The following is a 16943-nucleotide window of genomic DNA, read 5'->3' on the forward strand; positions in this document are numbered from 1 at the left end:
TTAGTACAGTTGTGGTCATGCTTTCCCAGTCTGTCGCCTCCGAGCTGCGCGAGGCCATCTCCGCCGGCGAGTTCCAGCCGGGCGAGCAGCTCAGCGAGGTCAAGGCGGCCGAGCGCTTTCACTGCTCGCGCAATACCCTCCGCGAGTCTTTCACTAGGCTCGCCGCGGAGCGCATTGTCGAGCGCATCCCCAACCGCGGCGTCTTCCTCGCCACGCCGGACGCAGACTATATCCGTGACCTCTTTGCCGCCCGCGCGGCCATCGAGCCCGCGGCGGTGCGGTGGGGCGCTTTTGCCGACGCCCCCTCGCTCGTCACCCTCACTTCCTCCGCCTTCGACTACGCAGCACGCGGCGAGCACCAGGAAGTCTCCGCCATCAACCAACGCTTCCACCGCACGCTGGTGGCCGCGCTGGGCTCGCCTACGCTTAATGAGCAGATGGATAACCTGCTCGCCCGCATGCGGCTCACCTTCCTGCTAGCCATTCCTCGCTATCCGCAGCTGCATGCGGACCACATTCAAGGAAACATCACCTTGGCCACGCTCATCGCGGATGGAAAACGCCGCGAGGCCGCCACGCTTGCGCATGACAGCCTCATGAATACCTGCGAGAAGATCCTCGCCGTGCTGGACGATTAAGGAATGAGGAAATCTTGATCGCGGGCGTTGGTCACGAGCATCTGACCCGGCGCGTGCGTAATGGCTAGGCACGGCTTCGATTCCATCACGATGGCCTGCGGAGTCACCCCACAGGCCCAAAAGACCGGCAGGCAGCCCTTCTGGCACTTCGCCCGGATCACCAAAATCGGGGCGGGACAGATCCTCAATACCAATGGCCGCCGGGTCACCCACGTGAACCGGGGCGCCGTGAACAGATGGGTAACGGGAGGTAATCCGCACGGCATCGGAGACCTGCGCGGCCGGAATCGGGCGCATGGAGACCACCATGGGACCGGAAAAGACACCGGCCGGGGTGGTGGGAATCGTGGTTTTAAACATCGGCACATTGCGCTGCTGAGCAATGTGCGCGACCTCAATGCCGTTATCCTGCAGCGCAGTCTCGAAGGTAAAAGAGCAACCGATAAGGAAGCTGACCATGTCTGGGGTGTAGTAGGAGGTGGCGTCGGCAAGCGTGGCTGTATGCTCGCCGTTTTCAAAGACGCGGTAGGCCGGAATATCGGTGCGGATGTCCCCACCCGGCAGTAGCTCGGAGGTGTACTGACCGGCTTCCAGCACGCCCACAATCGGGCATGGCTTGGGATTTCGCTGGGCAAAGAGCAAGAAATCGAAGGCATATTCCTGCGGCACGGCCAGCAGGTTAGCCTGCATGAAGCCGCGGGCATGCCCGGCGGTGGTGGCCATGTCATGGCTGCGCGCATACTCGCGCACCTGCTCCGGAGTCTGCATTATGCCCACAGCTCGGTAATGCCGGAGAAAGCCTTGAAGCCGATGAAGATGGTGAGCACCCACGCCAGGGTGCCGATAATCAGCAACCACTTGGGATACTTGTATCCCTGCAGGAGATCGCGGCGGCGCCAGGCTACCCACATCACGAGGGCGAAACCGATGGGCAGGATCAGGCCGTTGATGGCGCCGGCGAAGATGAGCAACTTCTGCGGCGCGGAGTTGATGGCCACAAAGACTACCGTGCACACCGCAATAAAGATGATGGTGAGGATATTGCGGGTGCGCGTCGAGGTGTCCTGGGAGGTCACGAAGGATACCGAGGTATAGGCGGCACCGATAACCGAGGACAAACCGGCCGCGAAGAGGACTACGCCGAAGGCGCGCAGGCCAAACTCGCCGGCGGCATTGTAGAAAGCATCGGCCGCGGTGTTGTCGTCCGAAAGCGCCACGCCGGTGGCCACCACACCGAGAACCGCCAAGAAAAGGAGCATACGCATGATGCCGGTGACCACGATGCCGCTTACCGAGGTATAGGTAATGTTTTTGACGTTTTCCACGCCGGTGTGGCCGGAATCGATGAGGCGGTGCGCGCCGGCAAAGGTGATATAGCCGCCCACGGTGCCGCCGATGATGGTGGTGATGACGAAGAAGTCGATCTCGCCCGGCGCGACGGTATTCTTGAGCGCCTCCCCCACCGGTGGCTGGCTGACCACCGCAACGTAGAGCATCAGCAGGATCATGACCGCGCCCAAGACCGCGACGAGACGGTCAAGCGCCATGCCCGCCTTTTTGGAGAGGAAGATGAAGATCGCGATGGCCGCGGCAATGACGCCGCCGATGCGCGAATCGATGCCCAGCATCGCGTTAATGCCCAGGCCAGAACCGGCGATATTGCCAATATTGAAGACTGCGCCGCCGATGAACACGAATACGGCAAGCACCCAGCCCAGGCCAGGGAGCACGGTATTGCCCAAGGTATTGGCGCGCATGCCGGTCACGCAGAGAACTCGCCACACATTGAGCTGGATGGCGATATCAACGAGGATGGACAGCATAATCGCAAACGCGAAGGACGCACCCATCTGCACGGTAAAGACCGAGGTCTGGGTCAAAAATCCCGGACCGATGGCGGAGGTGGCCATGAGGAACATGGCACCGGCCATGGCGCCGAGGCCTTTGGGCGGGGTCTTGTCCCCTGCCTGCGCCGGAGCGGCGTGTGATGTCTCAGCACTCACTAGATTTCACCTTTCGTGATGCAGGTCGCATTAATTTGTGATGCGCATCATCTTAAAGGTTGCTATGCCTTTTGTTCAACAACTTTTATGCGTTGTGGGGTGGCGCGGGGGTGATCTAGGCTACTTTTCTGCCACGTTTTCCCAGGTGGCTAGCGATTATCCGCAATGCCTCGTCCGGCGCTTTCATATCGCTGGGGCCAAAGCGCAGCACCACGTATCCGCGGTTTTCTAGCGCTCGCTGCCTCTTTATCTGCTGCTTGACCACGTGGGCGGGTGCCTCGCCATAGGTGCCGTCATACTTGGCATCGCCATCGACCTCGAGTACCAGCCAGCCATCGAGACAAAGATCCGCCCGATATTTCCCGAGCAGCGATTTCTGGGGCTCAATTTTCACCTGCGGGAAACGCTCAATAATAAGGGCTCGCAGATAGGACTCATAGGGCGATTCCGATCCGCCGTACGCGTGCTCGATAACCTTACGCATGGCTGCTTGTCCCCTCGTGCGCTGCATTTTTGCCAGTTCTTCGCGCAGGTCGTATGTAGTGACGTCGTGTCGGCCGAGGGCAGAATCGGTAGCTACCAGGCCATCTGGGAATCCGTGTAGCCGGGCGATTTCGAGGCAGGTGCGGGCGGGATTCGTGGCGCGCACACCCGCTATCGACACCGTGGATTCTTGAAGGGACTTTACTCGGCGGTACCGGTAGCCTTTCGGGGTGAGCCTGCGTGGGGGAACGCTTCCCGAAGGCACCGCTAGCTCCACCTCCTCCCCTTCCCCGGAAATTACCCACATTCCCCACAGCCGCGCGGCCGATTTGCCGATGAGGACGGCGCGGTGGGTGCTCCACCCGGCAGCGACTACTTTGGCGAATTGTTGTTTATGGCGAACCCATTGCCTCCAGGTGGCCGTGGGAACGGCGACCCAGGGCGCTATCTGGGTGAGCTCACCGCGCTGGAGGGCTAAATGGTGCGGACTTTCGGCTCCGGCGTAACGAAGGTTGATGAAGTGATCTGTAATCATGGTTTCATCTTCGCGGCTGGCGGGGCGGGGCACGCGTCATGAGGCTCAGGAAGGTGAATTTCCGAGGACCTTGAGTGAGGGTCGGAATATTAGGTCCAAGGTGATCGGGCCGAATTGAGGGCGTTGAGGCTGAATTGAGGGTGGGTTGTACTCAGATCGGCTCGATCACATTCGACCTAAGGAGAAGCAGTTCACAGCGGCGGTGTGGGGGATAATTCAGCAGCACGGTTAACCGTGCTTTACTAGAGATAATGGAACCCATCGAGCTCTCAGAACTAACCGGTACGCAATCGCGCACCTACGGCACCCGCAAGATCACCTCGGATATGGTCTCGGCACCAATCCACGTTGCGGTCGCGCTCTGGGACGAGCGTTGGGATTCCGCCCCCAACGGCACCATCGAAGGCTGGGTCATCGCGGTCAATACCAAGCAGACGCGTTTTGTGCGCCGCGGCCAAACGAAGAAGGGCGATATCGTCGATATCGCCGTGCGCGAGGTCAAACGCGTGCTCAAGGGACTCGACGGACGAGTGTGGATTGTCACTGGTCGCAGGCAAAATGCATTGCGAGCGGCACTCACGGCCGACGGTTTCACGGTGACGGGAAGCTTTGCGGAAGAAAATAGGGCTTCGAAGAGCGCGAGCTCCGTGCGCAGAAAACAAGCCGGCATCACCGCACGCAAGGCGCGCAAGATGGGTGAGGCGCCGAAAAAGAAGCAAGCGGCACAGGTAGAGACGCCGAAAGCACACTGGTGGCCGAACTTCTCGCGCGCCTCCTCGTGGGCCGAGGGCGACGTGGTGCGCATAGCCACCGATGCTTCCTCCGATACCGTATTCAAGGGGTCGATGTGCTTCGTTGCGGGAAACGGCGACTACCGATTGCGAACTCGAGAAACCAAGGCGAGCACGGATGAGCTTGAGCTCGAAGCACTGACGCTTGCGCTGAAATACCTGCTCAAGGTGGGTGCTCGCAAGGCGGTTATTGAGTCAGATTCCGTAGCCGCTTTGGAGGCGGTCGAGCAGATTGTGCATAAGCGCGGCTCTAAAGCATCACGGCCGGGGCGCACGTGGCGAGGGGTGTCTTCGGGTGCGCGGTCCCGATTCCAGCAAGCTTGGGGCGATATCCAAGGCCAATGCGAGGTCGACATTCGCCGTGTGCTCGGGCATGCGGGCGATCCGCTGAATCGGGCGGCCGACCAGATTGCGTACATGGGGTTGCGCGCGATTGCGCATCCGATGAAGCAGTCTCGCGAGACGCTGCGCGAGGGGATTCAGAAAGCTCTCTCGGCGTTGTGATCCGAACGCTTAGGGCTTTGGGACAGGCTTAGGGCTGATCTGATCAGGCCGAATTGAGGGAGTTAGGGCCGATCTGAGGCGGCCCAGCCTTCAGATCAGCCTGATCAGTATGGACCTAACGACAATAGGCGCGCTGGGAGGGGCGCGACTGAGCCGAGCCGGCCTGCGGAGCTTAAGCCAAGCGGCGGGCGCCGTCTCCCGGGCGGGCCACCAAGAAGGTGGGCTCTGGGAAGCCGCGGGATGCTGCAGCGTCGTAAATGGCCTGGGCGGTGGACTCCACGGCGGAGCGCGGGATGAGCGCGATGACGGCGCCGCCGAAGCCGCCGCCAGTCATGCGGGCACCGAGTTCGCCAGCCGCGGTGAAAGCGGAGTCGAGTTCCGGAGTGGTGACTTCATACAGGTCGCGCAGGGAAAGGTGGCTTTCGCGCATGAGGCGGCGGAACTCTGCCAGGTCGGATGAGGTGAGCGCGGTAGCGGCGGCTAAGGTGCGCTCAGTCTCTTCCGCCACGTGGCGCACGCGGCGGCGGTAGAGTTCAGCCTCCTGGGGGTTGACGGTGGCGGCAAAGGCGACGGCATCCGGGATTTCGCGAATGGTGTGGCCGGCGGCAGACTGGACGGCGTCGATGATGCCGCGGCGGGAGGCATATTGGCCGTCGGAAAGCGTGTGCGGGGCATTGGTGTCCGCGATAAGCAGCACCATGTCCTGGGCCTCGATATTGAACGGCACGCGCTCGACGGCGCCGGTGGAGAAATCCAGGAAGAGCGCCTTGCCGCGCTGGCCGAAGAGGCTGGCGTTTTGGTCCAGGCCGCCGGTAGAGGCGCCAACCACCTCGTTTTCGGCGCGGATGCAAGCCTGGGCCAGCTGCGCGCGGGCGGCGTCATCGGGAGCTTTGCCGTGGCAAAGCTCGTAGGCGGCCACGGCAACGGAGCACTCGAGGGCGGCGGAGCTGGACAGACCAGAGCCGACGGGGACATCGGAGACGATGGCAATATCGAGGCCGGCGCAGGTCAGAACGTCCGCGGCAGTGGCGGCCCAGACGGTGCCGGCGACGTAGCCGGACCAGTCGGAAGGGTGGCCAGGGCGGACTTCGGAGAGTGGGAGGCTGGCCTGGGCAACGCTGCCGTCGTATTCGGAGGCTATCCGGAGAAGGCCATCGGTGCGGGGTGCGACGGCGACGGCGGTGTTTTGTTCCAGCGCAAAGGGAATGGAGGCGCCGCCGGCGTAATCGATGTGCTCGCCGATGAGGTTGACGCGGCCGGGAGCGGCCCACACGCCGGCGGGCTCGGGCGCGTCCGGAAAGGAAGCGGCGAAGAGGTCGCGGGCTGCGGCGGCAAGCTCGTCATCGCTGCGGGTGTCAATCCAGTTAAGCATCCCAGATCTCCTTGAAGCGGGCGGCGATGCGCTCCGGGGTGGTGTCATTGATCCACACGGCCTGCGAGGACTCGGAACCGGCAAGGTACTTCATGCGGCCGGGCGATCGCATGAGCGAAAAGAGCTGCAGGTGCATGCGGATGCCGGGGCGCAGGTCCGGATCCACCGGCGCCTGGGTCCAGCCGGCGATATACGGGGTCTTGTCCACGCCATCGAAGAAGCGGTCCACGGCGGAGTACAGCTTTTTGAGGAGGGGTGCGAGGTCGGCGCGTTGGGCGTCGGAAAGCGCGGCGAAATCGGGTACTTCCTCGTTGGGCATGACCATGGCTTCCAGCGGCCATTTGGCGGCGGCGGGAACAAAGACGGTGAAGTGCTCGGTCTCAGCAATGATGCGGGTACCGGCGGCGCGCTCACGATCGAGGAGATCCTGAAAGAGGTCGCCGTCGTAGGCGCGGGCGGAATCCACGATGGAGCGCAGGCGCGGCGAGAGGAATGGATAGGAGTAGATCTGGGCGTGCGGGTGTTGGAGGGTCACGCCGATTTCCTCGCCGCGGTTTTCAAAGGGGAATACCTGCTGCACGCCGTCAATCTGCGATAGCGCGGCGGTGCGGTGAGCCCAGGCCTCGATGACGGTGCGGATGCGCGATTCCGGCAGGTCCTTGAAGGATAGGGCTGGGTCCTCGGTAAAGCAGACCACCTCGCAGCGGGCGCGGGCAGGAAGGCGCGGCACCATGCCGAGCAGGTTATCTTCCTCCGGGTGCTCGATCTCCGCGGCGGTGGCAAAGGACGGGAAGCGGTTTTCGAAGACCACCACGTCATAGCTGGGGCTGGGGATCTCCGTGGGCAGCTGGCCTTCGCGCGTGGGCGCCAGCGGGTTCTCGTTGGCCGGTGGCAAGAAGGTGCGGTTCATGCGGTGGGCGGCAAAGGCCACCCAATCCCCCGTTAGGGGATCCCGGCGCATTTCGGAAGCGGGGGCAACGGTGGGGATGTCGCGGGCGTCGACAAGCACGCGGTCGGGGTGGGGCTGGTCGTCGAAGTAGAGGATCTCGCGGCCGTCGGCAAGCGTGGCAGAGGTAATCTCAACCATTAGTTTTCTCCTGGGATGGTGATGGGCTTCAGGCGTGCCCACAGCACAAAGGCAGCGGCCACGGCCAGCAAAGCAAGGCTTGCCCATAGGTTATCGGTAGCGTTCTTCGCCTGCCCGGTATCCGGGTTGATGCCTGGGTCAAGGAAGAAATAGCAGCCGAGCAAAATCAGGCCGTAGAGGCCGAGGAGTGCGGCGATGACGTTGCGCAGGTCGAATGCACCCGCGCGCTTTTTCTCAGACATGTTGGGCTCCTTAGGCGAAGATGACGTTGAGGGCTACGGCCATCACCAGGCAAATGATGCCCAGCGGGACGGTCTGCTGGTACCACGGCAAGGACTTTTCGGTGTAGTCCTCAAAGTGGTCCTTGGGGGTCACGGAAGAGACGAAGCCAACCAGCTCGCTATCCGGCTTAGGCTGGGTGAACAGGGTGACCACGATGGATACCAGGATATCCACCACGAAGGCCACACCGGCCGCCACGAAGGCCGTGCCCTGGCCCGGCAGGTTGATGAGGTCAGTGAAGGACGCGACGTACCAGAAAGCGATGGCGGAACCGGTACCGGCTACCAGGCCCGACCAGCCGGCGTGCGGGGTCATGCGCTTCCAAAACATGCCCAGAATGAAAGTGGCAAACAGCGGCGCATTGAAGAAGCCAAACAGGGTTTGCAGGTAGTCCATGATATTGCCAAAGTTTTGCGCGAGCAGCGCGGTAAAGATGGCAATAGCGGTGGCGATAATCGTGGCGATGCGGCCGAACTTCAGGTAGTAGTCATCCTCGCGGTCCTTGACCACGTAGGTCTGCCAGATGTCATAGGAGATGACGGTATTAAAGGCCGAGATATTCGCGGCCATGCCGGCCATGAAAGAAGCGAGCAGGCCGGCGATCGCCACGCCCAGCAGGCCATTAGGCAAAAGGTCGCGCATGAGCAGCAGGATGGCGTCATTCGGCTCCGCGCGCTCCTCCATCAAGTCGGCCACGGAAACGGAGGCAACCATGCCCGGAATGACCACGAGGAAGGGAACGAACATCTTGGGGAAGGCGCCGATGATCGGAGTCTTGCGGGCGGCCGAAATGGAATCGGAGGCCATGGCGCGCTGCACCTCGACGAAGTTGGTGGTCCAGTAACCAAAGGAAAGCACGAAGCCGAGGCCCAGCACGATGCCGATGACGGACCACACTGGGTTCTCAAAACCGGAGATGTCCGTGCCCGGCCACGTGTGGAAGTGCGAATCCTGGGCCACCGCGTCCTTCAACCCATTCCAACCACCAACGCGGTTCAAACCAATGATGGTCAGCGGAGCGAGGGCGGCGATGATGACGAAGAACTGGAGGACCTCGTTATAAATGGCGGCCGAAAGGCCACCCAGGGTGATATAGGACAGCACGATAAGGCCGGCCACAAGGAGCGAGACCCACATCTGCCAGCCCAGCAGGGCCTCCACGATGGTGGCCAGCAAGTACAGGTTCACGCCGGCGATAAGCAGCTGGGCCACGGCAAAGGAAATCGCATTGACCAGGTGTGCGGCATTGCCAAAGCGCTTGCGCATGAACTCCGGTACCGAGCGCACCTTGGAACCGTAGTAGAACGGCATCATCACAATGCCCAAAAAGACCATGGCCGGGATGGCGCCGATCCAGAAGTAGTGCATGGTTTGGAAGCCATACTCCACGCCATTGGCGGACATACCGATGATTTCCACCGCACCCAGGTTGGCCGAGACGAAAGCCAGGCCGGTCACCCAGGCGGGCAGTCCCCGGCCGGAGAGGAAGAAGTCGATGGAGCTAGACACTCGAGCTTTGGCGGCCCAGCCGATGCCCAGCACGAAGAGGAAGTAGATGGCTACCAAGAAGTAGTCCACCCAGGAGGCATCGAGCCTCAATACGGATTCAGCAGTCTCCATGGCTGACCTTTCTAGTTATTGTTCTCTGCTGCAAGGCGCAGCGTGAATCTCTGCGGTTTCTGAGCGCTCAGGCGCGCGAGGTCTTCCCCGCTGCGCAGCGCATTCGGCGGCGCGCTCATGGGCTCCACGGCTAATGCCTTGCCGAGGCCGCCCGCCCGCGGGAAATCGGCCGGGGTAAACATCTGCACCCAGTTCAGGCCTTCGCCCATCTCCAGGCGCACGCCCTTTCCACCGGCCGAATACACGGCCGTCAGTGGGCCTTCGCCGTGGAAGCAATCGTCCCAGTCCACCTTGGCGATGGGCTGATTAACAATGCGCACCTGCTCCGCCTTTCCCGTAGGCAGGTTGCGGGCGCCTAGCAGGTAGCGCTTGCCGACGTCCACACTGAGCACCGCCTCCTCCGCCCCAGCTCCCTGTGGGGAGAGGTAGAGGTGCAGCCCATAGGCGAAGGGAACCTCGCCGGGTTCCGCGGTGCGGGCGGTGAGCTGGTGGTGCAATCCCCGCTCATCGAGGGCGTAGGTGGCCTCTAGTTGAATCGCCCACGGCCAGCCCTGGTGCGGCTCAATATCAAAGGCAAGAGCCACCCGGTTGTCCGAGCGTTCCGTGACGCGCCACCTATCCACCGCGAATCCATGGATGGCGTTATTGCGCTCCGGCTCGTTGATCTCCAACTGGTGTCCGGTCCCCTGCCATTCAAACCAGCCATCTTCGGTGCGATTGGGCCACGGCGCCAGCACCACTCCGGCCATCAGCGGCGGCTTGCCTTCGTAGCTTTCTACTAAGGGCGCGCCGCGATAGGTCAGCGCTTTGAGTGCACCGCCGAATAGACCGATCTCAGCCGCATAATCGCCGTGGGCAAGTGCGACGCTGGGGTAGTCGGCGTCAGGGCCAGCCGCTCCTCCACTGGTCATAACAAAGACCTTTCTGGCTATAACTTTCGTTGGATTTAGCCTAGGAGTACGGCAAAGCACAGGTCAATCGTTTGCATAACTACCCGCGAATACCTTCTATTTCAGCTGCTCACCGCAGTAGAGTTAACCGCTTGTTAACCTCTTTCGGGGCTGGAGGCACCTATGGGCCGCGAGCCGCCACACCGAGGCAGGAGCGCTATCCCCGCATCCGTCGCCACACTATGCGCGCCGCGGAGTGTGGCGTGGCCAGGACTTCGCGCAGGTAATTGCGCGGCCTCAACCGCCACGGGGTGCGCGCGGGATGCAGGCGCACGGCAATGCCGAGGTGCCAGGCCCACAGCGCCGTGCGCAGGATATGAAAATCATTGGTCACCACGTGCAATACGGCATCCGGGGCCAAGCGGTGGGCATTTTCTAGATTTTCATTAGTGCTCGTGGCTTCCGGCTCCACCACTACCCGCTCGGCCGGCACGCCGCGTTCAATGAGGTATGTAGCCATGGGACCCGCCTCACCGCGGCCGGAGACAATAATCTGCTGACCGCTATAGAGCGCCAACGCCTTGTCTAGGCGCGAGCGCAGCATGGCGCCGGGATAGCCGTGGGTTACGCGGGAGCCCAGGACGAGGAGCGGGTCAGACATGGATACCAGCATAGACTTGCCAGCTCTTGACAGGAAGATGGAAATAGCCGTACCTTTAACTCAAATGTGCAATCGATTGCACTCAGGAGGGCCAGAAGCCGGCCCACACGCCTAAACCAAGGAGGACAGCATGGCCGGAACCACCCTCAAGGACGTGGCCGCTGCTGCTGGAGTATCCATTTCCACCGCGTCCCGTTCGCTCTCGGGGAACCCAGCCATCTCGGAGCCCACGCGCCAACGCGTCAAGGACACGGCCATCAAGCTCAACTATAGGCCCAATGCCCAAGCCCGAGCATTGCGCAGCTCCCGATCTAACGCCATCGGCTTGGTCATCCCCAGCCTAGATAATGCCTACTTCGCCGCAATGGCCGCAGCCATTGAAGAGGCCGCCGATAAGCAGGGACTCGCCACGATGATTACCAGTTGCGGCGAGGAACCGCAGCGTCTAGTCAAGTCCCTCGATGCCCTGATGGAACGCCAGGTAGACGGCATTATCGCGGTACCTCTCGAAGGCGCCGAAGAAGCGCTGGAGCAGGCACGCGCTTACCGCCCGCTCGTGCTCATTGACCGCGCCCTGGGCCAGATTCCAGCAGTGCTATCAGACCCCCACACGGGCATGAAACAAGCCGTGGAACAGCTCAAAGAGAAGGGGCACACGCATATCGGTTACCTTTCCGGGCCGCAGGAAACCTCCACCGGCCGCCAGCGCCTCCAAGCCTTCAAGGCCGCCACCCGCGGCATGCCTACCCATATCCACCACGGCAGCTACCGCCACCGCGAGGGCTATAAAGGAGCCCTCGCACTCCTACAAGAAGGCGTCACCGCGCTCATTGCCGGCGATTCCATGATGACGGCCGGCGCGCTGGAGGCCTGCCATAATGCGGGCAAGCGCATCGGAGAAGAAATCGCGCTCGTCGGCTTCGATGACTTCATCTACCTGCGCTTCCAACCCTCCCCTATCTCAGTGGTGGACCAGGATGTTGCCAGAATGGGCGAGACCGCCACGGCCAAGCTCATCGCGGCCATCAATGAAAAGCACCAACCGGAAGGCGAGGTGCTAGAAACCCGCTACATCCCGCGCATGTCCACCGCCCACCAACTCGATGGAGCCACGCCATGAGTGACTGCGTGTTGCGCCTGGACAATGTCACCAAATCCTTCGGCCCGGTGGAGGTCATTAAGGGTGTAGACCTCACCGTCCGCCGCGGCCAGGTGCAGGCCTTGTTGGGTGAAAATGGCGCCGGCAAGTCCACCCTCATCAAGATGATTGCCGGAGTGCACGAACCAGATTCCGGCCGCATCCTGGTAGATGGCACAGAGGTAAAAATCCCAGATACCAAGGCCTCTGAGGCGCTGGGAATCGCCACCATTCACCAAGAGCTCAACCTTGTGCCCACCATGTCCGTGGCCGAGAACATCATGCTTGGGCGCACCCCACGCCGCTTTGGATTGGTCAATCGCAAGCACCTCAAGGCACAAGCCCAAGCGGCACTGCACCTTATTGGCTTGGACGTGGACCTAGACATGCCGGTGGGTGAGCTGGGTGTGGCCAAACAGCAGCTCGTAGAAATCGCCAAGGCGCTGTCCATGAACGCGCGCATCCTCATCTTGGATGAGCCCACGGCCGCGCTCACCGGCAAGGAGGTTGATGCACTCTTTGCCGTGCTCGAGGAACTCAAGGCCAAGGGCGTGGCCATGGTCTTTATCAGCCACCACCTGGAGGAGCTGGCGCGCATTGCAGAAACCATTAGCGTGCTGCGCGATGGCTCTTTCATCGCCGAGGTCCCAGCCGATACGGACGAAGACGAGCTGGTGCGCCTCATGGTCGGCCGCGAGATTGAAAACCAATACCCGCGCGAGGTTCCTCCCGAGCGCGGCGAGGCCCTGTTGGAGGTCTCCGAGCTGACTGCCGACGGCGCCTTTCACGACGTCACCTTCACCGTCCATGCCGGCGAAGTCGTTGGCCTCGCCGGGCTCGTGGGCGCCGGCCGCACCGAAATCATTCGCGCCATCGCGGGCGCTGACCCATACGATTCCGGCACCATTCGCGTTGGCGGCACCCAGCTGCGCAGCGGCGATATTCGCGCCGCCATCCGTGCCGGCGTGGGCCATATCCCCGAAGACCGCAAATCCCAAGCACTAGTTCTGGACGCCTCGGTGGGCGATAACCTCGGATTCGCCACCCTCTACCCCACCGCTAAGGCGGGGCTGGCAGACCGCAGCGGCCAACGCCGTCGCGCCAGCGACGTAGCGGAGAAGCTGCGCATCCGCATGGCCGATCTCTCCCAACCCATCCGGAACCTATCCGGCGGCAACCAACAAAAGGCGGTCTTTGGCCGCTGGGTACTGGCCGGTTCCAAGGTCCTCCTCCTCGATGAGCCCACCCGCGGCGTCGACGTCGGCGCCAAGGTGGAGATTTACAACATCATCAATGAGGTCACCGCTGCCGGGGGCGCCGTTCTCATGGCCTCCTCCGATCTGCCCGAGGTGCTCGGCATGTCCGACCGCATCCTCGTCATGTCCGGCGGCCAACTCGCCGGCCAGCTCCCTAAGGACTCCACCCAAGACGAGGTCATGGCCTTTGCCGTATCCAATGTGACCTCTTCTACCTCTGCCTCTGCTGCCGCGCCTGCCGGCACTAACCCCAAGGATGAAGCATGACCAAGAATCGAGTAGTTAACTGGGCCATGAATAATGGCGCGCTCGTCGGCCTCATTGCCCTGTGCATCGCGCTGTTTATCGCTACGCCGTACTTCCTCACCGTGGCGAACCTGCTCAATATCGGCATCCAGGCCGCCACGGTGGCCATCTTGGCCTTCGGCATGACCTTTGTCATCGTCACCGCCGGTATCGACCTCTCGGTGGGCTCGGTCGCCGCGCTCGGCGCCATGGTCTCTGCCTATATGTTCTCCACCGCTGGACTGCCTGGCTGGCTCACCCTGCTTCTCGGCCTGATCGTCGGCGCGCTGGCCGGCGCCATCTGCGGCATGGCCACCGCGTGGGGCAAGATCCCCTCCTTCATCGCGACGCTAGCCATGATGTCCATCGCCCGCGGCCTCACCCTGGTCATCTCCCAGGGCTCGCCGATTGAAACCGCCCCGTCCGTCAACGCCTTTGGCGGCGATATCGCCGGCTTCCCCGTGCCCATCATCATGATGGTCATCGCCGGGCTCATCTGCTGGTTCATCTTGGAGCGAACGGTGCTAGGCCGTTCCATGTACGCCATCGGTGGCAACCTGGAGGCCGCCCGCCTCTCGGGCCTGCCGGTCAAGCGCATCCAGATCGCCGTCTTCGCACTCTCCGGTTTCTTCGCCGCCTGGGCCGGCATGGTCATGGCCGGCCGCCTCGAATCCGCACAGCCGCAGGCCGGCACCGGCTATGAGCTCGATGCCATCGCGGCCGTCGTCATCGGCGGCGCCTCGCTCTCCGGTGGCCGAGGCAAGGCCACCGGCACCCTGGTCGGCGCCATCTTGCTAGCGGTCATCCGCAATGGCTTGAACCTGCTCAACGTCTCCTCTTTTTGGCAGCAGATCGTCATCGGCCTGGTCATCGCGCTGGCCGTCGGCTTCGACGTCATCCGCAATAAGACGGCCAACTAAGGAGCACCCGCCATGAAAAAGCTCATCGCCACCCTCCTCGTACCTGCCCTCGCGCTGGGCCTTGCCTCCTGCAATCGCTCGGAAGAAGACCGCAACCGCATCACCCTAGCGCTCTCGACGCAGACCAACCCCTTCTTCGTCGAACTGCGCCACGGCGCACAGGGTAAGGCCAAGGAACTCGGCGTTCCGCTAGACATCCAAGACGCTTCCGATGACCCCGCCCAGCAAGTCAATCAGTTGGGCAATGCCACCTCCATGGGCGCCAAGGTCGTCGTGGTCAACCCCACCGATTCCGATGCCGTTGCCCCGGCCGTTCGCGGCATCAAAAATGACGGCGTGCCCGTCATCGGCGTGGATCGCGATGTCAACGGCGTAGAGCTGGATTCCATGGTGGCCTCCGATAACGTCGCCGGTGGCGCGCAGGCGGCGGATAAGCTCGCTGAAGCCATTGGGGAAAAGGGCGATATCCTCATCCTGCAGGGCACCGCTGGCACTTCGGCCTCGCGGGAGCGCGGCAAGGGCTTTGAAGAGCAGATTGCGAAGTACGGGGACATTCGGGTCGTCGGCAAGCAATCGGCGAATTTCGACCGCACGGAAGGACTCAACGTCGCCACCAACTTGCTGCAGGCCAACCCGGATATCAAGGCCATCTTTGCAGAGAACGATGAAATGGCGCTCGGCGCGGTCGAGGCGTTGGGCTCGCGCGCCGGATCTGAGGTCAAGGTGGTGGCATTTGATGGCACCTTCGATGGCCTCAAGGCGGTCAAAGATGGCAAGCTGGAAGCTACCATCGCCCAGCAGCCCGCAGAGCTCGGTGCCCGCGCCATCGAACAAGCCGCAGCGCTCCTGCACGGTGGCGCGGCGGAGAAGAACGTCCCCGTCGAGGTCATCACCGTCACCCGCGACAATGTGGAGGATTTCCAATGAGCAAGCTAACCGTCGTCGGTTCCATCAATGCCGATCTCATCGTGCACGCCGAGCGCCACCCACAGCCCGGCGAGACCCTCCTGGGCTCTGGCGGCGACATCTTGGCCGGGGGCAAGGGCGCTAACCAGGCTGTCGCGGCCGCGCAGCTGGGCGCTACCGTGGCCTTCGTGGGCGCGGTCGGCTCCGATCCCTATGCCGAGCCCGCCATGCACTACATGCGCACCTCCGGCATCGATCTGAGCGCCGTGGAGCAGGCCGATACCAATACCGGCCTCGCCGTCATTACTGTCTCGGCCGATGGCGAGAACACCATCGTCATCTCCCCCGGTGCCAACGCGCTTGTCGACGCCCCCTTTGTCTCCTCCCGCGCCTCCACCATCGCCGATGCCGATGTAGTCCTCCTCCAGGGCGAAATCCCCGCCTCCGGTTTCCAGGCCGCGGTCGAGGCGGCCCAGGGCCGAGTGGTGGTTAACCTCGCGCCCGTGGTCGAGGTCGACCGCGACTCGCTCCTGCAGGCCGATCCCCTGCTGGCCAATGAACATGAAGCAGGGCTCATCCTGGACCAGCTCGGACTACCTGCAGAGGGTGCCCCGCGCGAGCTCGCCCACCGCCTGGTAGAGGCCGGTTTCCGCTCTGTTGTACTCACCCTTGGCGCCCACGGCGCCTACGTGGCCACCCCGGAGGGCGGCACGGACATCCCCACCCCGCGCGTGACCGCCGTGGATACCACCGGCGCCGGCGATGCCTTCGCGGGTGCGTTCTGCGCCCAGCTCCTCACCGGTGCCTCGCTTGTCGATGCCGCCACTTTCGCCGCCCGCGTCGGCGCCTTCGCCGCCACCGGCAACGGCGCACAGCCGTCCTACCCCACCACCGAATCCGCCCTGCCGGAGGTCACCGATGCGTAAATCCGGCCTGCTCAATCCCGCGCTCACCAGCGCCGTCGCCCGCTTGGGCCACACCGATACCTTCGTTATCGCCGATTGCGGCCTGCCCATCCCCCACGCTGTGCCCGTCATCGACCTCACGCTGACCTTCGGCATCCCCACCTTTGCCGATACCCTGGCGGCCCTCCTCGATGAGGTCGTGGTCGAAGCCGCCACCATCGCCGATACCACCCCGCCCGAGGTGCGCTGCCTGCTTCCCGCAGTACCGCTTACCGAGGTCTCTCACGACGACCTCAAGCGCGAGGTCGCCCGCGCCTCCTTTGTCGTGCGCACCGGTTCCACCACGCCGTTTGCCAATGTCATCCTGCGCTCCGGCGTGCCCTTCTAGCGCTTATAAACGCTTCCGCGTGCCCCTACGGTAAACACTTCCACCAGCACTTCTTGCTCCTCAACGGAGTACAGCACGCGGTAATTTCCCACCCTTATTCTTCGGCCACTCCTGCCGGACAAAGCGATAGATCCTGGTGGATATGGGTCTTTAGCCAGTCCACCGATCGCGCGCTTAATCCGTTGATAGTGCTTTCGGTTTCCCCGATGGATTTTTTGTAACTCTCGCTTAGCCTGCCGCGTAAACGCGATGTTGTAGTCCATGACCTCTTAAAAAATT

At 62.6% G+C, this 16943-nt stretch carries 17 protein-coding genes and 1 pseudogene; 8 read left to right on the forward strand and 10 right to left on the reverse strand.

Translation table 11 applies throughout. From position 1 onward, the window contains the following. Positions 1 to 17: 17 nt before the first annotated feature. Positions 18 to 638 carry a GntR family transcriptional regulator gene (locus ACKFRY_RS11855; RefSeq protein WP_179387477.1) on the forward strand — a complete coding sequence of 207 codons (621 nt, stop codon included), beginning with the start codon at positions 18 to 20 and terminating at the stop codon, positions 636 to 638. Here the strand turns inward: ACKFRY_RS11855 and ACKFRY_RS11860 are convergent. The 3 genes and pseudogenes from ACKFRY_RS11860 to ACKFRY_RS11870 form a co-directional block, all read right to left on the reverse strand. Further along, positions 635 to 1406 (reverse strand): annotated as a pseudogene (locus tag ACKFRY_RS11860) (putative hydro-lyase). The gene ACKFRY_RS11855 and the pseudogene ACKFRY_RS11860 sit on opposite strands and share 4 nt — an antisense overlap. Then, the gene (locus ACKFRY_RS11865; protein WP_302259716.1) at positions 1406 to 2569 is read right to left on the reverse strand and encodes an NRAMP family divalent metal transporter; all 1164 of its coding nucleotides are present in this window, start codon (positions 2567 to 2569) and stop codon (positions 1406 to 1408) included. The pseudogene ACKFRY_RS11860 and the gene ACKFRY_RS11865 overlap by 1 nt, the downstream one beginning before the upstream one ends. A 187-nt stretch (positions 2570 to 2756) precedes the next feature. Beyond that, complete coding sequence (locus ACKFRY_RS11870) at positions 2757 to 3659, reverse strand: endonuclease domain-containing protein (protein ID WP_179387475.1); 903 nt, start codon at positions 3657 to 3659, stop codon at positions 2757 to 2759. A 251-nt stretch (positions 3660 to 3910) separates the two neighbouring features. On the opposite strand from ACKFRY_RS11870, the gene ACKFRY_RS11875 reads away from it, so the two are divergent. Then, positions 3911 to 4954, forward strand: coding sequence for a ribonuclease HI (locus ACKFRY_RS11875; protein WP_408922921.1), 1044 nt, complete (start codon positions 3911 to 3913; stop codon positions 4952 to 4954). Positions 4955 to 5126: 172 nt separating this feature from the next. On the opposite strand, the gene galK is transcribed toward ACKFRY_RS11875, so the two are convergent. The 6 genes from galK to ACKFRY_RS11905 all read right to left on the reverse strand — a co-directional run bounded on the left by galK (position 5127) and on the right by ACKFRY_RS11905 (position 10866). Further along, positions 5127 to 6326, reverse strand: coding sequence for a galactokinase (gene galK, locus ACKFRY_RS11880; RefSeq protein WP_408922922.1), 1200 nt, complete (start codon positions 6324 to 6326; stop codon positions 5127 to 5129). Continuing rightward, on the reverse strand, positions 6319 to 7413 hold the full coding sequence (gene galT, locus ACKFRY_RS11885) for a galactose-1-phosphate uridylyltransferase (RefSeq protein WP_408922923.1): 1095 nt from the start codon (positions 7411 to 7413) through the stop codon (positions 6319 to 6321). The genes galK and galT overlap by 8 nt, the downstream gene beginning before the upstream one ends. Then, a complete protein-coding gene (locus ACKFRY_RS11890) occupies positions 7413 to 7655 on the reverse strand; it encodes a cell wall anchor protein (RefSeq protein ID WP_250408862.1) in 243 nt (80 codons plus the stop codon). The genes galT and ACKFRY_RS11890 overlap by 1 nt, the downstream gene beginning before the upstream one ends. A 10-nt stretch (positions 7656 to 7665) precedes the next feature. Next, positions 7666 to 9315 (reverse strand): sodium:solute symporter family protein, encoded by a 1650-nt coding sequence (locus tag ACKFRY_RS11895; protein ID WP_250408860.1) that lies wholly within the window; start codon positions 9313 to 9315, stop codon positions 7666 to 7668. A gap of 11 nt (positions 9316 to 9326) precedes the next feature. Next, positions 9327 to 10226, reverse strand: coding sequence for an aldose epimerase (locus ACKFRY_RS11900; RefSeq protein ID WP_408922924.1), 900 nt, complete (start codon positions 10224 to 10226; stop codon positions 9327 to 9329). A gap of 196 nt (positions 10227 to 10422) precedes the next feature. Further along, a complete protein-coding gene (locus ACKFRY_RS11905; RefSeq protein WP_408921455.1) occupies positions 10423 to 10866 on the reverse strand; it encodes a YdcF family protein in 444 nt (147 codons plus the stop codon). 130 nt (positions 10867 to 10996) lie between these two features. Here ACKFRY_RS11905 and ACKFRY_RS11910 point away from each other — a divergent pair, with 130 nt between their 5' ends. Genes ACKFRY_RS11910 through rbsD form a run of 6 tightly spaced genes read left to right on the forward strand, consistent with a single transcriptional unit; the run spans position 10997 to position 16664 of the window. Further along, entirely contained in the window at positions 10997 to 11986 is a 990-nt protein-coding gene (locus ACKFRY_RS11910) for a LacI family DNA-binding transcriptional regulator (RefSeq protein WP_408922925.1), read from the forward strand. Then, positions 11983 to 13527, forward strand: coding sequence for a sugar ABC transporter ATP-binding protein (locus tag ACKFRY_RS11915; protein ID WP_179387471.1), 1545 nt, complete (start codon positions 11983 to 11985; stop codon positions 13525 to 13527). Before ACKFRY_RS11910 ends, ACKFRY_RS11915 begins: the two co-directional genes overlap by 4 nt. After that, positions 13524 to 14465, forward strand: a complete 942-nt coding sequence (locus ACKFRY_RS11920) for an ABC transporter permease (protein WP_408922926.1) — start codon at positions 13524 to 13526, stop codon at positions 14463 to 14465. The genes ACKFRY_RS11915 and ACKFRY_RS11920 overlap by 4 nt, the downstream gene beginning before the upstream one ends. A 12-nt stretch (positions 14466 to 14477) precedes the next feature. Beyond that, on the forward strand, positions 14478 to 15392 hold the full coding sequence (locus ACKFRY_RS11925; protein WP_408922927.1) for a substrate-binding domain-containing protein: 915 nt from the start codon (positions 14478 to 14480) through the stop codon (positions 15390 to 15392). Next, positions 15389 to 16297 (forward strand): ribokinase, encoded by a 909-nt coding sequence (locus ACKFRY_RS11930; RefSeq protein ID WP_250408850.1) that lies wholly within the window; start codon positions 15389 to 15391, stop codon positions 16295 to 16297. Before ACKFRY_RS11925 ends, ACKFRY_RS11930 begins: the two co-directional genes overlap by 4 nt. Beyond that, the gene (gene rbsD, locus ACKFRY_RS11935) at positions 16290 to 16664 is read left to right on the forward strand and encodes a D-ribose pyranase (protein WP_250408848.1); all 375 of its coding nucleotides are present in this window, start codon (positions 16290 to 16292) and stop codon (positions 16662 to 16664) included. Before ACKFRY_RS11930 ends, rbsD begins: the two co-directional genes overlap by 8 nt. On the opposite strand, the gene ACKFRY_RS11940 is transcribed toward rbsD, so the two are convergent. Further along, the gene (locus ACKFRY_RS11940) at positions 16661 to 16927 is read right to left on the reverse strand and encodes a type II toxin-antitoxin system RelE/ParE family toxin (RefSeq protein ID WP_250408847.1); all 267 of its coding nucleotides are present in this window, start codon (positions 16925 to 16927) and stop codon (positions 16661 to 16663) included. The genes rbsD and ACKFRY_RS11940 overlap by 4 nt on opposite strands. Positions 16928 to 16943: the final 16 nt, after the last annotated feature.

Origin of the sequence: Corynebacterium tuberculostearicum (assembly GCF_046097255.1) — a bacterium.
GTDB lineage: Bacteria > Actinomycetota > Actinomycetes > Mycobacteriales > Mycobacteriaceae > Corynebacterium > Corynebacterium tuberculostearicum_J.